21 protein-coding genes are annotated in these 20,281 nt (G+C 35.0%); 19 read left to right on the top strand and 2 right to left on the bottom strand.

What is annotated here, in order from left to right; translation table 11 throughout:
* Positions 1-65: 65 nt before the first annotated feature.
* The 15 genes from ACMAYS_RS12870 to ACMAYS_RS12800 all read left to right on the top strand — a co-directional run bounded on the left by ACMAYS_RS12870 (position 66) and on the right by ACMAYS_RS12800 (position 15,159).
* Entirely contained in the window at positions 66-503 is a 438-nt protein-coding gene (locus ACMAYS_RS12870) for a hypothetical protein (protein WP_392993434.1), read from the top strand.
* A 119-nt stretch (positions 504-622) separates the two neighbouring features.
* Positions 623-901, top strand: a complete 279-nt coding sequence (locus ACMAYS_RS12865; RefSeq protein ID WP_021268333.1) for an HU family DNA-binding protein — start codon at positions 623-625, stop codon at positions 899-901.
* Positions 902-1,192: 291 nt separating this feature from the next.
* Complete coding sequence (gene fliL, locus ACMAYS_RS12860; protein WP_103217778.1) at positions 1,193-1,726, top strand: flagellar basal body-associated protein FliL; 534 nt, start codon at positions 1,193-1,195, stop codon at positions 1,724-1,726.
* Between the two features lie 67 nt (positions 1,727-1,793).
* Positions 1,794-2,816 carry a flagellar motor switch protein FliM gene (gene fliM / locus ACMAYS_RS12855; RefSeq protein ID WP_392993431.1) on the top strand — a complete coding sequence of 341 codons (1,023 nt, stop codon included), beginning with the start codon at positions 1,794-1,796 and terminating at the stop codon, positions 2,814-2,816.
* A gap of 15 nt (positions 2,817-2,831) precedes the next feature.
* Positions 2,832-3,212: a flagellar motor switch protein FliN gene (gene fliN / locus ACMAYS_RS12850; protein WP_021268549.1), complete on the top strand. Its 381-nt coding sequence runs from the start codon at positions 2,832-2,834 to the stop codon at positions 3,210-3,212.
* Positions 3,213-3,234: 22 nt separating this feature from the next.
* Positions 3,235-4,404 carry a flagellar biosynthetic protein FliO gene (locus ACMAYS_RS12845; protein WP_412463424.1) on the top strand — a complete coding sequence of 390 codons (1,170 nt, stop codon included), beginning with the start codon at positions 3,235-3,237 and terminating at the stop codon, positions 4,402-4,404.
* Between the two features lie 31 nt (positions 4,405-4,435).
* Entirely contained in the window at positions 4,436-5,185 is a 750-nt protein-coding gene (gene fliP, locus ACMAYS_RS12840) for a flagellar type III secretion system pore protein FliP (RefSeq protein WP_103217781.1), read from the top strand.
* A gap of 8 nt (positions 5,186-5,193) precedes the next feature.
* Positions 5,194-5,463 carry a flagellar biosynthesis protein FliQ gene (fliQ, locus tag ACMAYS_RS12835; RefSeq protein ID WP_021267947.1) on the top strand — a complete coding sequence of 90 codons (270 nt, stop codon included), beginning with the start codon at positions 5,194-5,196 and terminating at the stop codon, positions 5,461-5,463.
* A 10-nt stretch (positions 5,464-5,473) separates the two neighbouring features.
* Complete coding sequence (locus ACMAYS_RS12830) at positions 5,474-6,250, top strand: flagellar biosynthetic protein FliR (protein ID WP_103217782.1); 777 nt, start codon at positions 5,474-5,476, stop codon at positions 6,248-6,250.
* Positions 6,251-6,261: 11 nt separating this feature from the next.
* Positions 6,262-7,338, top strand: a complete 1,077-nt coding sequence (gene flhB, locus ACMAYS_RS12825; RefSeq protein WP_103217783.1) for a flagellar biosynthesis protein FlhB — start codon at positions 6,262-6,264, stop codon at positions 7,336-7,338.
* Between the two features lie 20 nt (positions 7,339-7,358).
* Entirely contained in the window at positions 7,359-9,434 is a 2,076-nt protein-coding gene (gene flhA, locus ACMAYS_RS12820; protein WP_103217784.1) for a flagellar biosynthesis protein FlhA, read from the top strand.
* Between the two features lies 1 nt (position 9,435).
* Positions 9,436-10,902 carry a hypothetical protein gene (locus ACMAYS_RS12815; RefSeq protein WP_103217785.1) on the top strand — a complete coding sequence of 489 codons (1,467 nt, stop codon included), beginning with the start codon at positions 9,436-9,438 and terminating at the stop codon, positions 10,900-10,902.
* A 48-nt stretch (positions 10,903-10,950) separates the two neighbouring features.
* A complete protein-coding gene (locus tag ACMAYS_RS12810; protein WP_412463423.1) occupies positions 10,951-11,847 on the top strand; it encodes a MinD/ParA family protein in 897 nt (298 codons plus the stop codon).
* A gap of 16 nt (positions 11,848-11,863) precedes the next feature.
* Positions 11,864-12,649, top strand: coding sequence for a FliA/WhiG family RNA polymerase sigma factor (locus ACMAYS_RS12805; protein WP_103217787.1), 786 nt, complete (start codon positions 11,864-11,866; stop codon positions 12,647-12,649).
* A 209-nt stretch (positions 12,650-12,858) separates the two neighbouring features.
* Entirely contained in the window at positions 12,859-15,159 is a 2,301-nt protein-coding gene (locus ACMAYS_RS12800) for a hypothetical protein (RefSeq protein WP_103217788.1), read from the top strand.
* 30 nt (positions 15,160-15,189) lie between these two features.
* On the opposite strand, the gene coaE is transcribed toward ACMAYS_RS12800, so the two are convergent.
* Positions 15,190-15,843: a dephospho-CoA kinase gene (coaE, locus tag ACMAYS_RS12795; protein ID WP_103217789.1), complete on the bottom strand. Its 654-nt coding sequence runs from the start codon at positions 15,841-15,843 to the stop codon at positions 15,190-15,192.
* Between the two features lie 2 nt (positions 15,844-15,845).
* Complete coding sequence (gene mazG / locus ACMAYS_RS12790) at positions 15,846-16,652, bottom strand: nucleoside triphosphate pyrophosphohydrolase (protein WP_158246854.1); 807 nt, start codon at positions 16,650-16,652, stop codon at positions 15,846-15,848.
* A gap of 72 nt (positions 16,653-16,724) precedes the next feature.
* Between mazG and ybeY the strand changes: the two genes are divergently transcribed.
* From ybeY to ACMAYS_RS12770, 4 genes are all read left to right on the top strand, one after another.
* A complete protein-coding gene (gene ybeY / locus ACMAYS_RS12785; RefSeq protein ID WP_392993419.1) occupies positions 16,725-17,273 on the top strand; it encodes an rRNA maturation RNase YbeY in 549 nt (182 codons plus the stop codon).
* 27 nt (positions 17,274-17,300) lie between these two features.
* A protein-coding gene (gene prfB / locus ACMAYS_RS12780; RefSeq protein WP_392993663.1) for a peptide chain release factor 2 occupies positions 17,301-18,414 on the top strand; the annotation gives its coding sequence in 2 pieces (ribosomal slippage) (positions 17,301-17,372 and positions 17,374-18,414; 1,113 coding nt in all).
* Position 18,415: 1 nt separating this feature from the next.
* On the top strand, positions 18,416-19,609 hold the full coding sequence (locus tag ACMAYS_RS12775) for an FtsX-like permease family protein (protein WP_103217792.1): 1,194 nt from the start codon (positions 18,416-18,418) through the stop codon (positions 19,607-19,609).
* A complete protein-coding gene (locus tag ACMAYS_RS12770) occupies positions 19,610-20,266 on the top strand; it encodes an ABC transporter ATP-binding protein (RefSeq protein ID WP_412463422.1) in 657 nt (218 codons plus the stop codon).
* Positions 20,267-20,281 lie beyond the last annotated feature (15 nt).

The following is a 20,281-nucleotide window of genomic DNA, read 5'->3' as shown; positions in this document are numbered from 1 at the left end:
GAAGGCCCACCATCGAGTGGGCCTTTTTATTTTTCCATGTTATAATATGATCATTGGAGGTTATTATGGTGAACTTCTTTGATCATAATCAGGTAAAAGTTAATAAAGAATTCTTTCGTGAAACGGCAAGACAAATTGATTATTCAATTGAAGATTTTCTTCATGATGATGTACCTCATTCTTTAGTTGAACAAAATGTTTTAAATACTGCATATATAAATCATCTAACATCTTTGTTAAAAATTAATTCAATTTTTGATTTGGCCCAAGAAGTTTTAGAGCTTGAAAGAAGCTTAGAGAAGCTTTCTCATCGTCTTCCTATTGATATAAAGATTCCAACAATGGAAACTTTTTATCATCAACTCGGACCTGTTTTTATACAACTTTTTGTCGAAGTAAGAGACCTTGAAGATCATAAAGAACTTGAAGGAGAGTGGCTAAAAGCAGTGAGAATCGCACTAGAGGAAGAGATAGTAGTTTGGCAAGAAAAAAACTTAAAATAAGTGTAAAAATAAAAAAAATCTTTAAAAGTTAAAAAAAACGCTAAAAAGCCTTGTCAAAGCGTGTTTCAAACTTCATCCTACTTTTACAACAACTAAATAACTAACTATTTGGAGTTAAAATGAACAGAAAAGAACTTGTAGAAGCAATCTTAAAAAACAAAGAATTAAGCCACCTAACTAAGAAAGATGCAGATGCATTCGTATCAACTACTCTTGAAACAATCAAGAAAGCAGTTAAGAAAGGTGACGATGTTTCACTAATCGGTTTTGGTACTTTCACAAAAGTAAGAAGAGCAGCTAGAACTGGTATCAACCCAGCTACTGGTGAAAAAATCAAAATCAAAGCTAAGACACTTCCAAAATTCAAGCCAGGTAAAGCTTGGAAGGAAATGTTCTAATTTTTGTTTGAAATTAGTTTCATAATAAGAAGCCTCCCTTAGGGAGGCTTTCTTATTTCTAGAGGCATATTTTGCCTATCACACCCTGTCAGCGTCAAAAAAACGTCGACATTTTGACACCACCACTTTTTTACATTTCTCATAAAGTCTTAAAATTGCAAAATTAATGGGCAGAATCTTCCGGAACATACTTTACTATCTTGTAGAAAATGGCCGCTAGATGTATAATTTTTGACGAGGCACAGTTTTTAAAGGAATTTTTTTCTGTGTGAAGTAAAGGATTTATAGATTATGGCAGATGGAAGTGCTGACAATTCATATCAAGGAAGTGGAAAGAACCCTCTACTAACAGTAGCTCTACTACTGAATATCGTATTAATGGGTGTTATCGCTTACTTTCAATACCAAACTCATTTAAAGATTTCACAGCAATCGTCTGTGGAAGATATTGTTAAGGCCCAAATGGCCGAACAATCTCAAGATAAAGATGTTGTAACTACTGGTGAAGCACAAGAAGAGGAAGGAAAGTTATTTCCACTTGATAGCTTTACGGCCAACCTTGCACAAGGCGATGGGCCACAACGATACATTAGATTAAATGCTGTTCTTAAACTATCGCTTAATGCGAAAGAAGAGGAATACAAAGCAAGAAAGCCTCAAATTAGGGATTCAATCATTAGTATTTTGAACTCTAAGAGGCCAAATGATCTTCTTAAAGTACAAGGTAAGGAATACCTTAAAGAAGAGATCAAATCAGCTATTAACTCTTATTTAGTTGATGGAAAAGTTTTAGATGTTTACTACGTTGGTTTCCAGATCAACTAGTTAATATAAAGTTTTAAGTTTAATTTTTGGCAGGATGCCAAGATCATCAAATCCTAGGAGGGGAACGATGGCACAGGTTTTAAGTCAAGACGAAGTCGACGCTCTATTAAACGCTGTTAACGATGGTGACGCAGATGATTTTCTAGGTGAAGGTGGAGATTTCGATGATGAAGCTGAAGACGAAAATATTCAGCCCTATGACTTAACTAATCAAGACCGAGTCATTCGTGGGCGAATGCCTATTCTTGAAATCATCTACGAAAGATTCATTCGTTCATTTCGTGTATCACTTTCAAACTCTCTAAGAAAGATCTCGACTATTTCGATGATCTCAACAGATCTTTTAAAGTTTGGTGAGTTTGTAAACACACTTCCGATTCCTTCGTGTATGTGTATCATGAAATTTAACGAGCTAAGAGGTCCGGCACTATTAGTATTCGAATCAAAGCTTGCTTATGCAATCATCGATTCTTACTTTGGTGGAACAGATCGTCCTTTCACAAAAATTGAAGGAAAAGAATTTACAGCGATTGAACTATCTTTCATGAGAAAGGTTATGGATATGGCCATTGCTGACCTTGAGGAAGCATGGGCACAAGTTCACCGTATTGATGCACAATACGTAAGAACTGAAATTAACCCACAATTCGTTGGTGTTGTTCCTCCATCAGATGTAATCATCGCAACAACTTTAGAAGTTGAATTCGAATCTGCTTCAGGAACAATTATGATCGTGGTTCCATACTCAACTATTGAGCCGATCAAGCAAAAACTTTCTTCAAATTACCAAACTGATAATGATATGGCCGATAGTATTTGGACAAGTGCTATGAATGAGCACATCAAAGATACTAAAGCCGAAATCGTTGTAAAACTTGGTGAAGCAGAGATGACTGTAGGAGACCTGCTTACTCTTCAAACTGGAGATATTATCCCTTTAAATCAAGAAGCTTCAAGTGAAGTAAAGGGAGCAATACAAGGTGTTGAGAAGTTAAGGTGTTTAATTGGTACATATAAAGGAAACAGAGCGGTGCAAGTTACACATGTTGATAAGACACCTAAAGTTTCTATGGATATTGATGTCGAATAATTAAGGGAGATATAGATGAGTGATCAAACAGAACTAAATAACCAAACACAAGGGCTTGAAAATTTCAATACTATGGAAGTTGAAAAACTTGCAGATGAAATCAGAGCTGGTGATGATGCAATCAATAAACTTAAGGTTCAAAACCTAGATTTTATCTTAGATATTCCTCTAAAGGTAACAGTTGAACTAGGTAGAACAGAAGTAATTATTAAAGACCTTCTTCAACTAGGACAAGGTTCGGTACTAGAACTTGATAAATTAGCTGGTGAGCCTCTAGAAATCCTAGTTAATGGAAAGTTAGTAGCAAAAGGTGAAGTTGTTGTTGTAAACGAAAAATTTGGTATTCGTTTAACAGATATCATTTCACCAATCGAGAGAATTGAAAATCTAAAGTAGTAGAAAAACGTAGGAACTAATTATGGCCAGACAACTTAAATTATTATTTTTAGCACTTTCACTTATTACGACGAATGCATTTGCTAGAGTTGAAGTAGGGAAGGTTAAGTTAACTAAAAATGGTTCAACAGGAGTTGTTACTGTTGGATTAAAAGGGAAGTTTGATACTACTCCTGAGTTAACAATTAAGGATGATATTATTCAAATTGCTCTTCAAGATGCAATCGTATGGCCAAAGATTGAGAAACAAGTATCTGTTAATGAAAAATTTGATACGAAGCTTCTAGCTTATCAATTTACTAAAGATGTTGCTCGAGTTCGTGCAATTCTCCCGTACGATATCAAGGGTAATGAAGATAAGGTAAGTTTAGAAGTAAGTGATAATGAAATTAAAATGTACTTTCCAATCACAACAAATAAAAAAGAAGTTGCAGTAACTAAAGCAGCTCCAGTTAAGAAAGCTCCTGTAAAGCAAAAGAGTGCAGAAGCTTATGATGAAAGCTACCTTGCAAAACTACTTAAAGATAAAGAAGAAGTATCAAAAAATAATAATAAGAATAACATAAAGCTTGAAAAGACTAGTGAGTCTTTACTTGCTCTTGCCAAAGAGAAGAATGAGCAGATTGAAGATACTGTTAGCAATCTTTCTTCAGGTGTTGAAAAAGGTGGATTTCAGATGTCGACTTATATTTTTAAATTTATCGGCTTTTTTGCTCTATTTGCTGCAGGGATTTTCTTTTTAATGAACTTCTTTAGAAAGGGAATGTTAAAGAAGGGTGGATTAGGACTTTTCTCAAATGCAAAAATGGTTGAAGTTTTATCGACAACTTATCTTGCACCGAAAAGAAGCCTTCTTGTTGTTAGAGTACAAAAGCAAGTCTTTCTAATGGCACAATCTGAAAAAGGGATGGATTTCTTAACTGAAATTAAAGATACAACTGAGTTCTTTAAAGAAGGTGAGAAAGCGTTAACTGGATCTAACTTTGATACTAATTTAGATACTGCTAATTCAGGTTCTAAGGAATTTAAATTAAAAGAAGTTGCTATGAATATGAAAGAGGCGAGTAACTCGACGACTTCATCACAACAAGATATTTTAAACAGCCTTGCAGGGCAAGCAACTCAAGAAGAGAAAGTTAGCTTAACTGCTCAAATTAAGAAAAAAGTAAAAGACATGAAGTCTTTACAATAATTTTATTAAAAATAATTCAATAGGAAGTTGGATGAAGAATTTTTTAAGAGCATTATTAATATTTAGTATTGGGGGATGGCTAAGTACGATCTTTGCTCAACAATCAACTAACCTGGGACTTCCAGGTCTTTCTGTTAATTTCGGACAGGGTGTTGATCTCGTTGATACTATCGAACTAACTATTCTTTTTACAGTACTAACTCTTGCACCGGCGGTTTTAATTCTTTGTACATGTTTTACAAGAATTATCGTTGTTCTATCATTCATGAGACAAGCAATTGGTACGCAAAGTATGCCACCAAATCAACTTCTAATCGGTTTTGCACTCTTCCTTTCTGTATTTGTTATGCAGCCAACGGGAGAAGAGATTTATGCAACAGCTGTAAAACCTTATATGGATAAGAAAATTACGACAACTCTAGCAGTAGATCGCATTGAAGGTTCTCTGAGAAAGTTTATGAACAAGCAAGTTCGTAAAGCTGATATAGGTCTTTTCTACGATGTAACTAGTCGTCAGGCACCTCAGTCAATTGATGATGTTCCAATTCATTTTTTAATTCCTGCTTTTATTATTTCAGAGTTAAAGACAGCATTTCAAATTGGATTCTTACTATATATTCCATTTCTTATTTTAGATATGGTTGTGGCTTCAGTTTTAATGGCCATGGGGATGATGATGCTTCCTCCGGTAGTTATTTCTCTGCCTTTTAAATTATTACTATTTGTTCTTGTGGACGGTTGGCAACTTGTTACTGGATCACTTTTACGTTCATTTAATTAGGAGTAGTCATGGACTTTTTTTCTGACATCGCAAGACAAGCAATCACAATTGGACTAATGATTTCAGCACCAATGTTAGCAGGTGCACTTATTATGGGTATCTTAGTTTCAATTTTCCAAGCGGTTACTCAAATCAATGAGCAAACACTTTCATTTATCCCTAAGATCTTAGTTATTGTTGGAGCTCTTGTTCTAACTGCTCCGTGGATGACGGATCAGTTAACAACTTTTACAAAAGATTTAATTATTTCAATTCCTAGTCTTGTTACTGGAAGGTAGGCGAAATTAGATGACAATTCAAATTACTGACATTGTCCCAATCATTGCGTTCTGGTTAATTTTTACCAGATTGCTGGCCATTAATTTTCAACTACCTATTTATGATAACTTACCAATCCCAATGATTGTTAAGATCTTATCGACACTAGTCATGAGCTTTTGCTTCTACCCATATATCCAAGGAGAAGTAATCAAAGACATCATGTATGTAGGCAAGGACCAGTTCTGGGCCCTAACTATTATTTACACACTTATTGGATTGGTAATCGGATATTTGGTAAAATCAATTATGGGTATCTTCCTGTCAGCAGGTAGTATTATTACCCAGCAAATTGGATTTGCGGCCATTCGCTACTTCGATCCATCTTCGGGTCAGCAAGTAGGTCCTTTCGAAAGGCTAATACAATGGACTGTTCTCGTTATGGTTGTTTCTTCAGGTGCTTTACTACCAATGTTTAAAGGGATTTTTGAATCTTTTTATACAATTCATATTTATGATTTTGGTGTATTTGCGAAGTCACATATTTTCTATATCGAAGCATTCAAATCAATTTTTATTGCTGCAATTATGCTGGCAACACCATTAATTTTTACAAATATGCTCATCAGTACGGTTCTAGGAATTATTGCTCGTACTGTTCCACAAATGAATATCATTATGGTTAGCTTTGTCGTCAATATTGGACTAGGTCTACTAGTATTTACGGCAACAAGCGATGAGTTCTTTCAAGTAGCATTTAGAATGTATACTGAAAGACTTGGCGAGTGGTTTAACTTTATACTTTAAAGGGGTAAGTCGTGGCCGAAGATACAGATCAGGAAAAAACGGAAGATCCTTCCCAGCATCGAATTGACGAATCGAGAAGAAAGGGTGAGGTCGCATCCTCAAAAGAACTAACAAGTGTGTTAGTGCTGGCTGCCTGTATCATGACATTAGGTCTTTCACTTCTTTTTATATATCAAGAAATGGAAGAGTTCATTAGATGGATTATGCACCTTGATCCGGCAACGGCATTTACAGAAAAATCGCTTAAGACTATTGCAAATAAAACGGCTACAACAGCTCTTATTTGTGCAGCACCTGTTTGTATTGTTTCACTATGTGCTGGTATTATTGCAAACGTTGCTCAAATTGGTTTCATCTATGCGCCAGAAGTTCTTGAGTTTAAACCTGAAAGAATTGATCCAATCAAGGGAACTAAGAATTTGTTTTCAATGAAGGCAGTTGTTGAGGCAATTAAAGGTGTCTTCAAATTCATAATCGTTCTTGGAATTGTTTACTTATATATGAAAGACGATATTGCTCAATTTGTAGGATTTCTACATGTTGATTTCTTTCAGGCTTTTGTTATTGGTAAAGATATTCTAATTAAATTAGGTTTCTCAATCCTTGCAGGACTTGTTGTTGTTGCTGTAGGGGACTTTGCTTATCAAAAATATGCTCATAAGAAAAAACTTATGATGACAAAAGAAGAAGCCAAGCGTGAGTCTAAAGAGCAAGACGGTTCTCCGGAAGTTAAACAAAGAATTCGCCAAATCCAAAGAGAACAAGCGCAAAAAAGAATGCTTGCCGATATTCAAACTGCAGATGTTATTGTGACAAACCCAACTCACATTTCGATTGTTATCAAATATGATCAAGAGACTATGATCGCTCCAGGAATTGTTGGAAAGGGTGCTGATCACTTGGCCTTAAGAATTAGAGAAATTGCTAAAGAACATAATATTCCAATCGTAGAAAATGTTCCTTTAGCAAGAGCACTATATAAGTCAGTTAAAGTAGGGGAAGGAGTCCCTCGTACCTTATATAAAGCAGTAGCTGAAGTTTTAGCATTTGTTTATAAACTTAAGAAAAAGCAAAAAGCTATAAGTTAATTAGAATTTAGGAATATATCATGGATGATATCTTTAAAAGATTAAAAGTTTTAACAGAGAATTCAGATCTCGCGGTAGCAATAGGTATTCTAGCAGTTCTTGCTGTTATGATTATTCCTGTTCCTCCAGTCGTTCTCGATTTACTTTTAGCAATTACTTTATCATTTTCAATTATTATTTTATTAGTTTCTGTTTATACTAAGAAACCTCTAGATTTTTCTACTTTCCCAGCAGTTCTTCTTGTAACAACTCTTTTTAGACTTTCATTAAACGTTGCTTCAACTCGTAACATTCTTCTTCGTTCAGGAAGTGAGGGAACAAGTGCTGCCGGTGAAATTATTAGAAGCTTCGGTGAATTCGTTGTTGAAGGTAACTTTGTTGTTGGTATTATCGTTTTCATCATTCTTGTTATTATTAACTTCATGGTAATCACTAAAGGTGCTGGAAGGGTTGCTGAAGTTGGTGCGCGCTTCACTTTAGATGCGATGCCTGGTAAGCAGATGGCCATTGATGCTGACTTAAATGCTGGTCTAATTAACGATGAGGATGCAAAAAGAAGACGTGCTGAAGTTGCTGAAGAAGCTGACTTTTACGGGTCGATGGATGGTGCTTCTAAATTCGTACGAGGGGATGCCATTGCTGGTATTCTAATTACTGCTATTAATGTTATCGGTGGTATTATTGTTGGTGTTGGCCAATATAATATGAACTTTAGCCAAGCAGCTGAAACATACACTCTACTTACTGTCGGGGATGGTCTTGTTTCTCAAATTCCTGCTCTAATTATTTCAACTGCAGCCGGTATTATTGCTACAAGAAATACAAGTGAAGATAATCTTGGTGCTCAAATGAGTAAGCAATTTAAGCTTCACCCGAAAGCAGTTCTAATCGCAGGTTGTGTTCTTTTAATTTTTGCTATGATTCCAGGACTTCCAAAATTACCTTTTATCACAGTTGGACTGGCGCTACTTTATGTTTCAAATAAAATGGAAAATCAAATTACTCAAGAGAAGCTTGCTGCTGAGACAGTTGTCGAAGATGAGAAGAAATCGACACCAGAATCACTTGAAGATCTACTTAATCTTGAACTTGTTGAACTTGAAGTTGGTTATGGACTAGTAAATCTTGTCGATTCATCTCAAAATGGTGACCTTCTTGAGCGTATTACTTATATGAGAAAACAATTTGCACTAGATTGGGGTGTAATTATCCCTTCTGTACGAATTAAGGACAATCTTGAGCTTGCTCCAGGTGGATATTCTCTAAAAATTAAAGGTGTTGAAGTTGCTCAAGGTGAACTTGTACCTGACCACTACCTTGCAATGGATCCAGGAAGTGTTATTGAACCAATTGATGGAATTGAAACAATTGAGCCAGTATTTGGTCTACCAGCTGTGTGGATTACTGAAGATCAGAAAGATGATGCTGGATTCAATGGTTATACTGTAGTGGATCTGTCAACTGTTCTGGCAACTCACTTAACTGAGATCCTGAGAACAAATCTACATGAATTATTTGGTCGTCAAGAACTTGTACGAGTTATGGATAATTTCAAAGAACACTATCCAAAAATTGTTTCTGATCTTGTTCCTGAGATTCTACCTCTTGGTGCCGTATTAAAGGTTTTACAGAATCTTTTAAGGGAAAATGTTTCCATCAGAGACCTTCGTACGATATTAGAATCGCTTTCTGAGCATGGGGTTAGAATTAAGGATACAGATCTTCTGACTGAAAATGTCAGACAATCGTTATACCGCACTATCACTGAGTCTATAAAGTCTGCCAATGGTGATTTGCCGATATTTACGTTAGATCGTAAAATAGAAGAACAGGTTGCTGGCAATCTCATACAAACAGAAAATGGTCAACAAGTTTCTTTAGACCCAAGAATTACCCAATCGATTTTGGCCAGTTTAAATGAGAAAATAGAGGAGGCCACAAACATGGGAGAAAAGATGGTTGTTCTTTGCTCACCAGTTATTCGTGGACACTTTAAGAAATTGACAGAAAAATTCATACCAAACTTGATTGTAGTAAGTCATAATGAATTAAGTCCGGATGTGAATATTAGGTCACTTGGAACGGTGAGGTTATAGGATGTACGTAAGAAAATTTGAAGCAGATTCTTTAGATGAGGCGTTAGCGAATATTAAGGCCGAACTGGGACCTGATGCAATTATTCTTAAAACGCAGACTAATAAAGGGATCAAAGGTGCTTTCAAAAAGAAAAAAATTGAAATTACTGCTGCGATCTCTGAAAAGAACTACACTAAGAAAGCTAAGGTTGATAACGTACTAACATCTGATCAAAAAAATTCTTTTTATAAAAACAACTCATCTTATATCGCAAATATGATTAATTCACATGACCAAAATACTAGTTCTCAAGCACAATCAAATTCAATCAATGGATATGGAAATTTAGGTCTTAACAGAAAGGTGAGTGCTGTTGAAGAGAACTCTTCACAATCAAATTCAGGTTTAGATGATTTCTTAAACTCAATTGATAGAGAAGAAGTAAAAAAAGCTGCCGCAAATACTGAATCTGAATATTTTAATGATTTCTTAAATGGAGATTTCTCTTTAGAAGAGGAAATTCAGGAAGAAGAAGTTATTGAAAGACCTCAAGTTCAAGCAAGGCCAATTCAGTCTCAACAACTACATGAGTCTCGTGTAAGTAATGATGAGGTTAGTGACTTAATTGAAAATCAAAGAAATAAAATCGATGATCTAGAAAAGAAAATTTTCGAATTAACACAAAGTGTGCAGGGGATGACTAAGCCTCAAGCTCTTGGTGTAAAAGAGATGGTAACAATTTTTAGAAGTTTAGACATCGAAGAAAGATATATTCAAAAAGTTGTTCGTAAAGCAAACTTTGAATTATCAGATGAAGAGAAAGAAAATCCAGATACTGTTTTTGAATTTGCTCTTAAAGAAATGATGGGAGAAGTGAGAACTGCGCTACCTCTATTTTCTTCTGTTGATAATGAGCAGTCTAAAACGGTTACAGTACTTATTTCAGATGCTTCTTGTGGGCAAAGCTCAATGTTAACAAAGCTTTCAGCTCTTAAGCAAGATTCGGTAATTATCAGAAATAAAGCAAATACAGGATTTAAAGATAATACTTCTTTTTCTGAAAAGTTCTTTAATGTTGAATCAAATATCTGTGAATCAATTTCTGAAATCGTTGCACAAACAAGAAAATCAATAGAAACAAAGAAAAATGTTTTTATCGACTACAAGGCGACAAATCAAGAAATCAATGAAATCAAGAAGTTCGTGGATGGTCTAAGACGCTCATTTGAAAATGTGGAAGTTTTAATCTGTCTATCGGGAATCAATACAGAGTTGTATAATAGAAAAGTGCTAAATCGTTATGCAAATATTGCAAATGGTTTAGTGGTAACACACTTAGATCAGTGCTTAAATTATGGATCACTCTTTAATCTGGCCATTGACTTCAGTTCGTTACCTTACAAGTTTTTTGGAACGGGTGAGATTGTTCCTGATGACCTAGAAGCTGCTACTGCCGAAAGGATTTTGGCCGGTATTTTTAAACTGTAGCTTTTTTTGTTATTAGATTAAATTTTTAAGTTTTGTTTAGGAGACAGGATGTCCAGAAACGATCTTTCAACATGGTTGTTGTCGCACCGTAGTGACGATAACTGCGAATTGAATGTTAAAAGCCCTCTTAATTACCTTAATGAAGAATGTGAAATTATTGCAGTTGGTTCAGGTAAAGGCGGTGTAGGTAAGACTACAACTGCTTTAATGATCGCAAATGAATTAAGTGCAAAAGGAAAGAAAGTTCTTTTAATCGATTGTGATTATAATCTTTCAAACACGGCCGTAAAATTAGGTCTTCCTTTGAACGATAACTTCTACTCACTTCTTTCTCTTGAAAAATCATTTGATGAGTGTCTATACAAACTTGGAAATATTCATCTACTAAGTGGTTGTAATGGAAACAGTGATCTGTTTGATACTAGTTTTGAGCACGATAAATTCATTATTGATATTATCGCTGCCCATAGAAGTGAATATGATCATGTAATCCTTGATTGCCCGGCTGGAGTGAACAAGGAGACGATCAATCTACAAGCTTATGCTGATTATCGTTTTATGGTTGTTAATCCTGACCGTTCATCTATCACTGATACTTATGCATTAATTAAAATCCTAAACCAAAAATACCAAATTAAAAATAATCACCTAATTGTAAATAGAGTTGACTCAAATCAACAGTATAGAAAAGTAGTGAAGTCACTAGTGGATACTGTTGCAAGCTTTATGCAAGCAAACTTAAGAGTATTGGGTGGTGTAAAGAATTTAGAAATCCCATCTGACAAATTTGATCACGCTCTTTTGAACACGGAAAAGAATTCCCTTTCGAAATATTACACTAACATCATTAATAAATTTACCGACGAGGACAGTACTAGTCGAGTCGCGCCTGTATTACTGAAGGGATTCAGTCATTCAGGTAGTAACCCACAGCAACTAGCTTAATCAAGGAGTGAGAGAGATGTCATCGTTGGCCAGAAAATTAAAGAATTTAAAAGACTATAGATCAACTGTAGATCCAAAAGTAAAAGATGAAATCGTAGTGGAATACGCTCCACTTATTAAGTATATTGCACAAAAAATTGCCTCACGCCTACCATCAAATATTGAGCTAGATGATCTAATCTCATGTGGTGTTATTGGTCTTATGGATGCGATCGAAAAATTTGATCCTTCACGTGATAATAAATTTAAAACTTATGCTGAATTTAGAATTAGAGGAGCTATCTTAGATGAGCTTCGTTCTCAAGACTGGGTACCACGTTCAGTAAGAGAAAAGGCTAAGCTAATTGACCGCGCATATTCTAAACTTGAATCAGAGCTTGGACGTCCAGCTACTGATGATGAAATGTGTAAAGAGCTTGAGTGTTCTAAAGAAGAATTTCACTCAATGCTTAATAAAGCAAAATCTGTTTCTATCCTAAATATTGATGACTCTGCTACGTTTAATCGTAATGATAAGCGTGCAATGGCAGGTCTTAATGAAGACAGTAAGGCAATGAATCCATTTACTGCTGTTTCAAATAAAAACTTCAGAGATAAAATTAAAGAGGGAATCGAGCAGCTTCCTGAAAAACAAAGACTTGTTCTTTCACTTTACTACTATGAAGATTTAAACCTTAAGGAAATTGGTCAGGTACTAGATGTTACTGAATCACGTGTTTCTCAACTTCATACTCAAGCAGTAATGAAGCTTAAAGCTAAGCTACAAACGATGTTTGAAGGTTATGAAGAACTAGTAAGCTAATCACAATTTTATTCTAAAAAAACATACTTATTTACTCAGGCCCTTTTCATTAAAGGGCCTTTGTTTGCCTATAAAATAAATTAATTAACCCTTTAAAATTCACTCAAAAAATTGCATAATGGATGTAGAAATTTCTTACGTTCACAGGATGTGAAGGACCGTTAACATATGGAAGTGATTTTCCCATTCCGACATTTAGGAGACCTATAATGAAGCTTCGTTTCAGTAAGCCGTTGTTTATCTATTTCTCTGTTTCTCTTGTTCTAACGACAGCTCTTGTTTCATTTGGAGTTTGGTCCTTTTGGAAGAATGGCCCGGCCAACTTTGACCGAATGACGATGGTATATGAATCGACATCTAAATTTGATGAAGTTAAAAATTCAAATACACTTCAAGATATAAAAGAATTGGTAAGAGTTGATCGTTCAAAAGAGGCGACTTCAGAGTTTGATCAATTTGAAAATTCAATTAAAAGTTTAAATGAAATCGTAACTATTGCTGAATATGAAACACTAAGTGGTAACTTAAGTGAACTAAGAAAGAAACTTGATGATATTACGACTTCTGCAAATAAATCGACACTGATTAATGTTTTAAGAACAAAGATGATTGGCTTCCAAAATTTTGTTGTACATAATCAGTGGAGAACACTAACAAGAGTTTCAAATAAAATTAAAACTAAAATTTCTGTAGGTACGACAAAAAGCTCCAACTTTTATAGTTATGGAAATTTAAAGCGTTTACACGAATCAATCGTTGCAGATGTAGACTATATGGAAAAGGTTACAATGAAGTCTGTTCTTTCTGATGAAGATAAGAACTTAATTGTTGTTCGCCTTGGAACACTTAGAACTGAATTAAATCTATTAGAAAAATCATTAAATACACTACGTGACTTCGATAGCATTTGGAAAACAACGAATGAAAGTTATCTTGCATGGAGTGAGAAGTTTGGGCCAAAGCTTACATATCAAAAAATTGAACTTAACCAAACTTCTAAAACAACTCTTTATGGATTAATTGCTATTGTTGGGATTCTTATTGCAATGTTTGCTGGTGGAATCTTTATGTACTTTTATTCTGAAAAAAGAGCGAAGAAATTATTAGAAATTACTTCTCTTGATTTAATTAAAGATGGTGTTATCCCAGTTAAAGCAAGTCTGAAAGGTGATTGGACACATCCATTTAAAGAAGAAATTGAAAAATATCGCGGTTATATTCACAAGAGAATGAGTTTTGGATCGATCTTTCAAGATGCTATGCCATTTTCATCTCTACTTCTGGATTCAAATCTAAATGCTGTTTGGGCAAACTCGCTATTCTATGAGCACTGGAGTATCGATAGCGCTAAAAAAGATATGAGTATCACATGGGATTATCTAAGTACTTTTACAAATCTTGGTGAGAATGATCCTGTTATTAGTGCAGTAAGAGATGGTATTGCTGGAATTTATCAAATTCAGGTAAAAACAGAAAATTCTAGCGAAGCTGCACCTTTTGAAATGTACGTTTCACCTGTTGAATATGCTGATCAAAAAAGAATTATGGTTATTTTCTATCCATTGAGAAGCTTAGAGGAAACTCTATCAAATCAAATGAAGTCGGTAGTGTCTCCTGTTTGGAAGTCTCTAGATGCTCTAGTTGAAGATAAGTTTAATGGAGAACTAAGAGAAAAATTACAGCAAGACTTCTCTGCTGCTGGAATTGATAACGTTTATGAGAAATTCACAAAAGTTAACGATCACTTCTTAATGCAAAAAGCTTCATTTTTAAAAGAGATTGAACTTTTAGAAAATAATCTTTTTGAACAATATAAAATTATTGATGATGTAAGAATTATTTTTGAAGGTCAAAAAGATCTTCAAAAAGATGCGATCAATAAATTCAAAATTGCTAAAGACAAAATCGTCTCTGTAGTTGAGATGAGAGCAAAGTTTGAGGAAATGAATCGTTATATGATTGAGATGACGAATCGTTTATTTGATGAGGAAATAGAATTAGCAACTCGCTCAAGTGAGATTGTAGAGATTATTAATGAGAATAAAGCAGCATATGCAGGACTTGTGAGATCTCGTGATCAATTTAAATCTCTTAAGTCACAAGTTGAGTTATTTAGAGCAAGAAGTTCTCAAATTATCGATCAAATTCAACGTGGGGTTGCAAGTGAAACAACTGTTGGAAAGTTTGCAGGAGAACTAAGAGAGTTCAATTCAACTCTTGGAAGTTTCTCTAAAGTATCGACTCAGCTTGATGTTGGTCTTTCTAAAGTACAAATCATTATGGACAGTAAAGAAGTTCCAGATGTTGGAGTTATAAAAGATACGTTTAAGGCAATCAGAAATGAGATTAATGAAGTTGCAACACAAACTCAGCATCTTTCTCGTTTTGCTCAAGAAGAAGATGAGCAATTAATTTCTTCACTTCGTGGGCTTTATGGAAGTTTTCAGAATCTTCGCACTCAAAACGGCGAGATTGAACACACTGTCGCTGACAATAATCCAATTATTTAGAAATAAAAAAGGCTCCGTAGGGAGCCTTTTTTAATGCATATCAAAGTGATCAAGAAACATATTTAAATTCAAATCTTCAGGTTTTCCTGAGTTATCGATGACTGTGTCAGCAAGTTTTGCTTTTTCTTCAATATCGATTTGTTTTGCTAGAATTTTACAAGCCAAGTCTTTTTCAATTCCGTCACGGGCCATAAGGCGCTCTACCTGCTTTGCTCTTGGGCAATAAACAACGGCCTTATGATCAATAAAAGAATCAAGATTCTTCTCATATAGGAGAGGCACGTCGTAAATGACAACTTTTGGTGAACCAAGATCTTTGAATGCTTTTAAGAAAGCTTCAGGAAGTTGGCGATAAATTAAACTTTCAATATCATTTTGAATTTGAATATCTTGAAAAAAGTACTCACGAAGAAGTTTGAAATTGATTGAATTGTCTTCTTCTACAACACGTGAATAGTACTTCTTCAAATGATCGATTGATTCTTTTGTTTTATAAACTTCTTTTACAAGAGCATCTGCATCGATAATAGGGAATCCTTTATCACGTAGTATTTTTGACACCGTCGATTTTCCGGTAGAAATACCTCCTGTTAGTCCAACAACTGGACAAGGCATTTGGTATAGACGTTTATCTTTCTTCAAAGTGATAAATTCTTTTTTAAGTTTAATTGGTGATGCTTTCATAATTAGTTACTTTTTTCTTTTTCTTTTACGCGAGACCAAAGGGTTTCAAGTTCGTCCTGAGAGCTTTCACGAATAACAATGCCTTCTTCTTTAGCAATGTCTTCAAGTTGATTGAATCTTCTTTTAAATTTTAAGTTTGCTTCTCGCAGTGTGATCTCTGGATCAAGATCGAGATGTCTTGCAAGCTGTGCAACTGAAAATAAAAGATCTCCCATTTCTTCTTGAACTCTTTCTTTATTAAGCTCACGTCCTGGAGTGATTTCTTCTTTTAGCTCCTGCCACTCCTCTTCGACTTTATACATTACTTGTGTGTAATCTTCCCAGTCAAAGTTTATTTTATTTGTTTTCTTTCCAATTTTTGCAGCACTTGTAAGGGCCGGAAAAGAGAGAAGTTCATTACAAATTTCATATTTTTTAAGGCTTTCTTCGTTTGCTTTTTCAGCTTTCTTTATTTCTTCCCAGCGTTGTTTAATTTCGGCAACGTCTTTTGCCTTATTATCTGTAAAAACATGAGGGTGTCGTCTTACCATTTTATCTGCGATTGTTTTGGCCACAGAGTTGAGATCAAATTTTGATTTCTCACTTGCTAACTGAGAGTGAAGGACTACTTGTAAAAGAACATCACCTAATTCATCTTCCATCTTACGATAGTCACCGTCTTCCACTGCATGCATGAACTCATAAGATTCTTCCATCAAATATTTTAGAAGTGACTTGTGAGTCTGCTCTAGATCCCATGGACAACCGTCTTTAGGATCTCTTAACTTTGCAACAACTTCTCTTAATCTTTCCATTTCGCTTAGTGACATAACTTCGCCTTGGTAATATAATCTATGTAACCTAAGACAGAATAATACACCCTTAAAAAGAGATTGGAAATAATGGCCCATAGCGCAACTATTCAAGTAAACAAATCAAGACTTATTGTTAACTTAGCTGACAATTCTAGAGCTGATTGGGGACTTAAGGCCTGCGAAAATATGTTAAAGGATTCGCTTATTGTCTTAAGTAATTTCCTTTATTCAAAGAACACTTGTTTAGACAAGAAAGTTCACGAGGAGATTGAAGTTGATCTTCACTTTTGTGGCGACTCTCGTATGAAACAGATCAATCGCGAACATCGCGGTAAAGATAAAACAACAGATGTTCTTTCGTTTCCAATGTATGAAAGTCTTCGTCCAGACAGTACGGATTTCGTTCTTCCTGGTCCAGTAATGCTTGGGGATATCATTATTAGTCGAAATGTTGCCGCAAAACAGGCTCGCGAATTTGATATCGAGTTAGAGCAAGAAGTTATTCACTTATTTTGTCACGGACTTCTTCATTTGTTAGGATATGACCATGAAATCTCACAAGAGGAAGAAGAAATTATGGAAGCTCTTGAAAAAGAGATTCTAATGAAAATTAAAAAATCTAGGCAAAAAAAATAGGAATTAAAAATGGAAGAAAGTATTCGCATTGCCCTTGGTGAAAAAAAATCACTAATGGTAAGTTATGATGAGAAGCTTGCAAGTCTAAGGAGGTCACTTTGATGTTGACCAAAAGTCAGCACGCATAGGTGAAATTCAAGATATGGAGGCCATGCCTGGCTTCTGGGACGACAATCAAAATGCTGCCAAAGTACAAAAGGAAAAAAACCTTTTAGAAGATGTCGTTAATACTTATACAAAATTAAAAGATCTATATGATGAATTTGAAATTTTGAATGAATACGCTGCTGAAGGTGATGAAGAATCTGCTACAGGTGCGATTGAGATTTCAGATGAATTCGTCGAAGCTTTCAATAAAGCGGAATTAAAAGTTCTACTCTCTGATGATGCTGACCCAAATAATGCGATTGTTAGTATAAATGCTGGTGCCGGTGGTACCGAATCTTGCGATTGGGCAAGTATGCTATTTAGAATGGTAAAGAGATGGGCCGAACATAAAAAGTTTAAGGTTCAACTTCTTGATGTTCAAGATGGTGATAGTGCAGGGATCAAATCAGCAACGATGTTAATTGAAGGCAATTACGCTTACGGAAATCTTAAATCTGAAACAGGCGTGCATCGTCTTGTGCGTATTTCACCATTTGATTCAGCTAATCGTAGACATACTTCTTTTGCTTCAATTTTTGTTTCACCAGAAGTCGATGACGATATTGAAATTGAAGTTTTAGATAAAGATATTCGTATTGATGTTTACCGCTCTGGTGGTGCTGGTGGACAGTCAGTAAATACAACTGATTCGGCCGTTAGAATTACACACTTTCCAACTGGTCTTGTTGTAACTTGTCAAAATGAAAGGTCACAGCTGCAAAATAAAATTCAGGCCATGAAAGTTCTTAAGTCTCGTTTATATGAGTTAGAGCTTGAAAAGCAAAGAGCAGCGGCCGCTGAAGAAGAAGCTAATAAGAAAGAGATTGGATGGGGGGCACAGATTCGCTCTTACGTTCTACATCCTTATAAAATGGTTAAAGATCACAGAACTAACTATGAATCATCACAAGCTGAAAAAGTTTTAGATGGTGATATCGATGGTTTTATGGATGCATATTTAAGATGGTCAGTTGATGGGATGAAGGAAGAGTAATTTGAGTTTTTTCTATCTATTTAAAGATTTTCAATTACTTTTTTTTCGTGATCGATCGTCACGTTATTTTATTACGGCCACAATTATAGGCCTTATGTTTTCTCTTGCCGTTATTCTTTGTAGTTTGGCCCTGATGGATGGCTTTGGGGTAACTCTTAAGAAATCCCTCAATGCAGGAAGTGGTGAGATTATTCTTACGGCAACGAATGGATTCTTTGAGTTAAATGAAAATGAACAAAAGGATCTTGATAACTTTCCAATTCAAACTAAAATTCCAATGCTTCGTACACAATCATTTGTAAATAAAGATGAGAAGGGAAAGGCCGTCTTTGTCGTTGGTGTTAATGAAAAGATTAATCAACTCGATAATGGTCTAGTTGAGCCTGGCGAAAATGAAGTTATAATTGGTGACCTTCTTGCACAAGATTTAAAGGTTAAAGTGGGAGATACTTTAAAGTTCAGTTTTTCGGCGGGTAAATTAGGTGAGCGATATCTTCCAACAAATGCGGTTTTAAAAGTAAAAGATATTAAAACTTTTAAAATTCACGAATATCGAAATCGTTTTGTTTATGTGAACTTAAAAAAGATTCAAACTCTTTTGGGAGTTAAGGATCGTATTAACTTAATGAGCCTAAGGCTCAAACCTGAGTATCGAAGTCTTTCGAAGATCAATGAAGTTGTAGCTGATATGAAAAGTGTCTTCTACTATGAATATACTATCGCACCTTATTGGAGCGATTTTGCAACTTTCTTAAAGGCCGTTGAATTTGAAAAATATATGATTTCGATTGTTTTCTCAATTGTTGTTATCTTAGCTATCTTTAACTGTTTAGCTTTTATCATATTTTCAAAAGAGAGAAGGTCACAAGAAATCTTTTTACTATATGCTATTGGACTTTCTCCTAAGAAATTTAGAACACTTTGGATGGTTCAGAATATCGGGATTTGGCTTATTGCATTTTTAGGCTCTCTCGTTTGCGTAGAGATTTTTGATTATCTTCTATCAACTCTTGATATTTTTTCTCTTCCAACAGATGTTTATCACCTAAATCGAATTGAGCTATTCTTATCCCTAAGAGATATTTTTATTGTTGGATTAATTTCATTTATCTTTATTATATTCTTAACTTTTGTAGTTCTTAAGAGATTAGATTCAAAATCAATGGCCCAAGGCCTTAGAGAGGAGTTTTCGTAAATGGCAGTTTTAAATGTATCGAATGTTTACAAAGACTTTGGAAATTCTCATATCCTAAAAGGGGTTGATCTTGAACTTTCACAAGGTGAACAATGTGTAATTAAGGGATCATCGGGGTGTGGTAAATCAACTCTTTTGTATCTTATTGGGGGACTTGAGAATATTACTTCAGGTCAAATTACAGTTGATAACTTGAATATTGGTCAAATGAATGATGCGAAGTTAGCAAATTATCGTAATTCCAAAATAGGATTTGTTTTCCAATTTCACTTTTTACTTTCATCTCTAACATGTCTTGAAAATATTCTTCTTCCGGCCCGCTTGGGTGGACATGATGTGTCAAAGGTAAAGAAGTATATTCTCTCTCTGGCCAAGACTTTAGGTGTATCTGAGTGCCTTAAGCGCTACCCATATGAGATCTCTGGTGGGCAGCAGCAGCGTATCAATCTTATACGCGCTCTATCACTGCGTCCAAAGCTTTTACTGTGCGATGAGCCGACAGGTAATCTCGACTCTAAGAATTCAAAAATTGTTGCTGATCTTATCTTCGAATTATCAAGAGAGCTTGGAACAACTCTTCTTGTTGTAACGCATGACGGGGAAATGTCTCGTAAGTTTAGTCGTGTTCATACGATGATCGATGGAATCCTGCATTAATACATCACTTTTTTG

The sequence above is a fragment of the Halobacteriovorax sp. RT-2-6 genome (assembly GCF_047085025.1).
GTDB lineage: Bacteria > Bdellovibrionota > Bacteriovoracia > Bacteriovoracales > Bacteriovoracaceae > Halobacteriovorax_A.
Note: the sequence above shows the minus strand (reverse complement) of the source record. Positions and strands in the feature narration are given on the sequence as shown.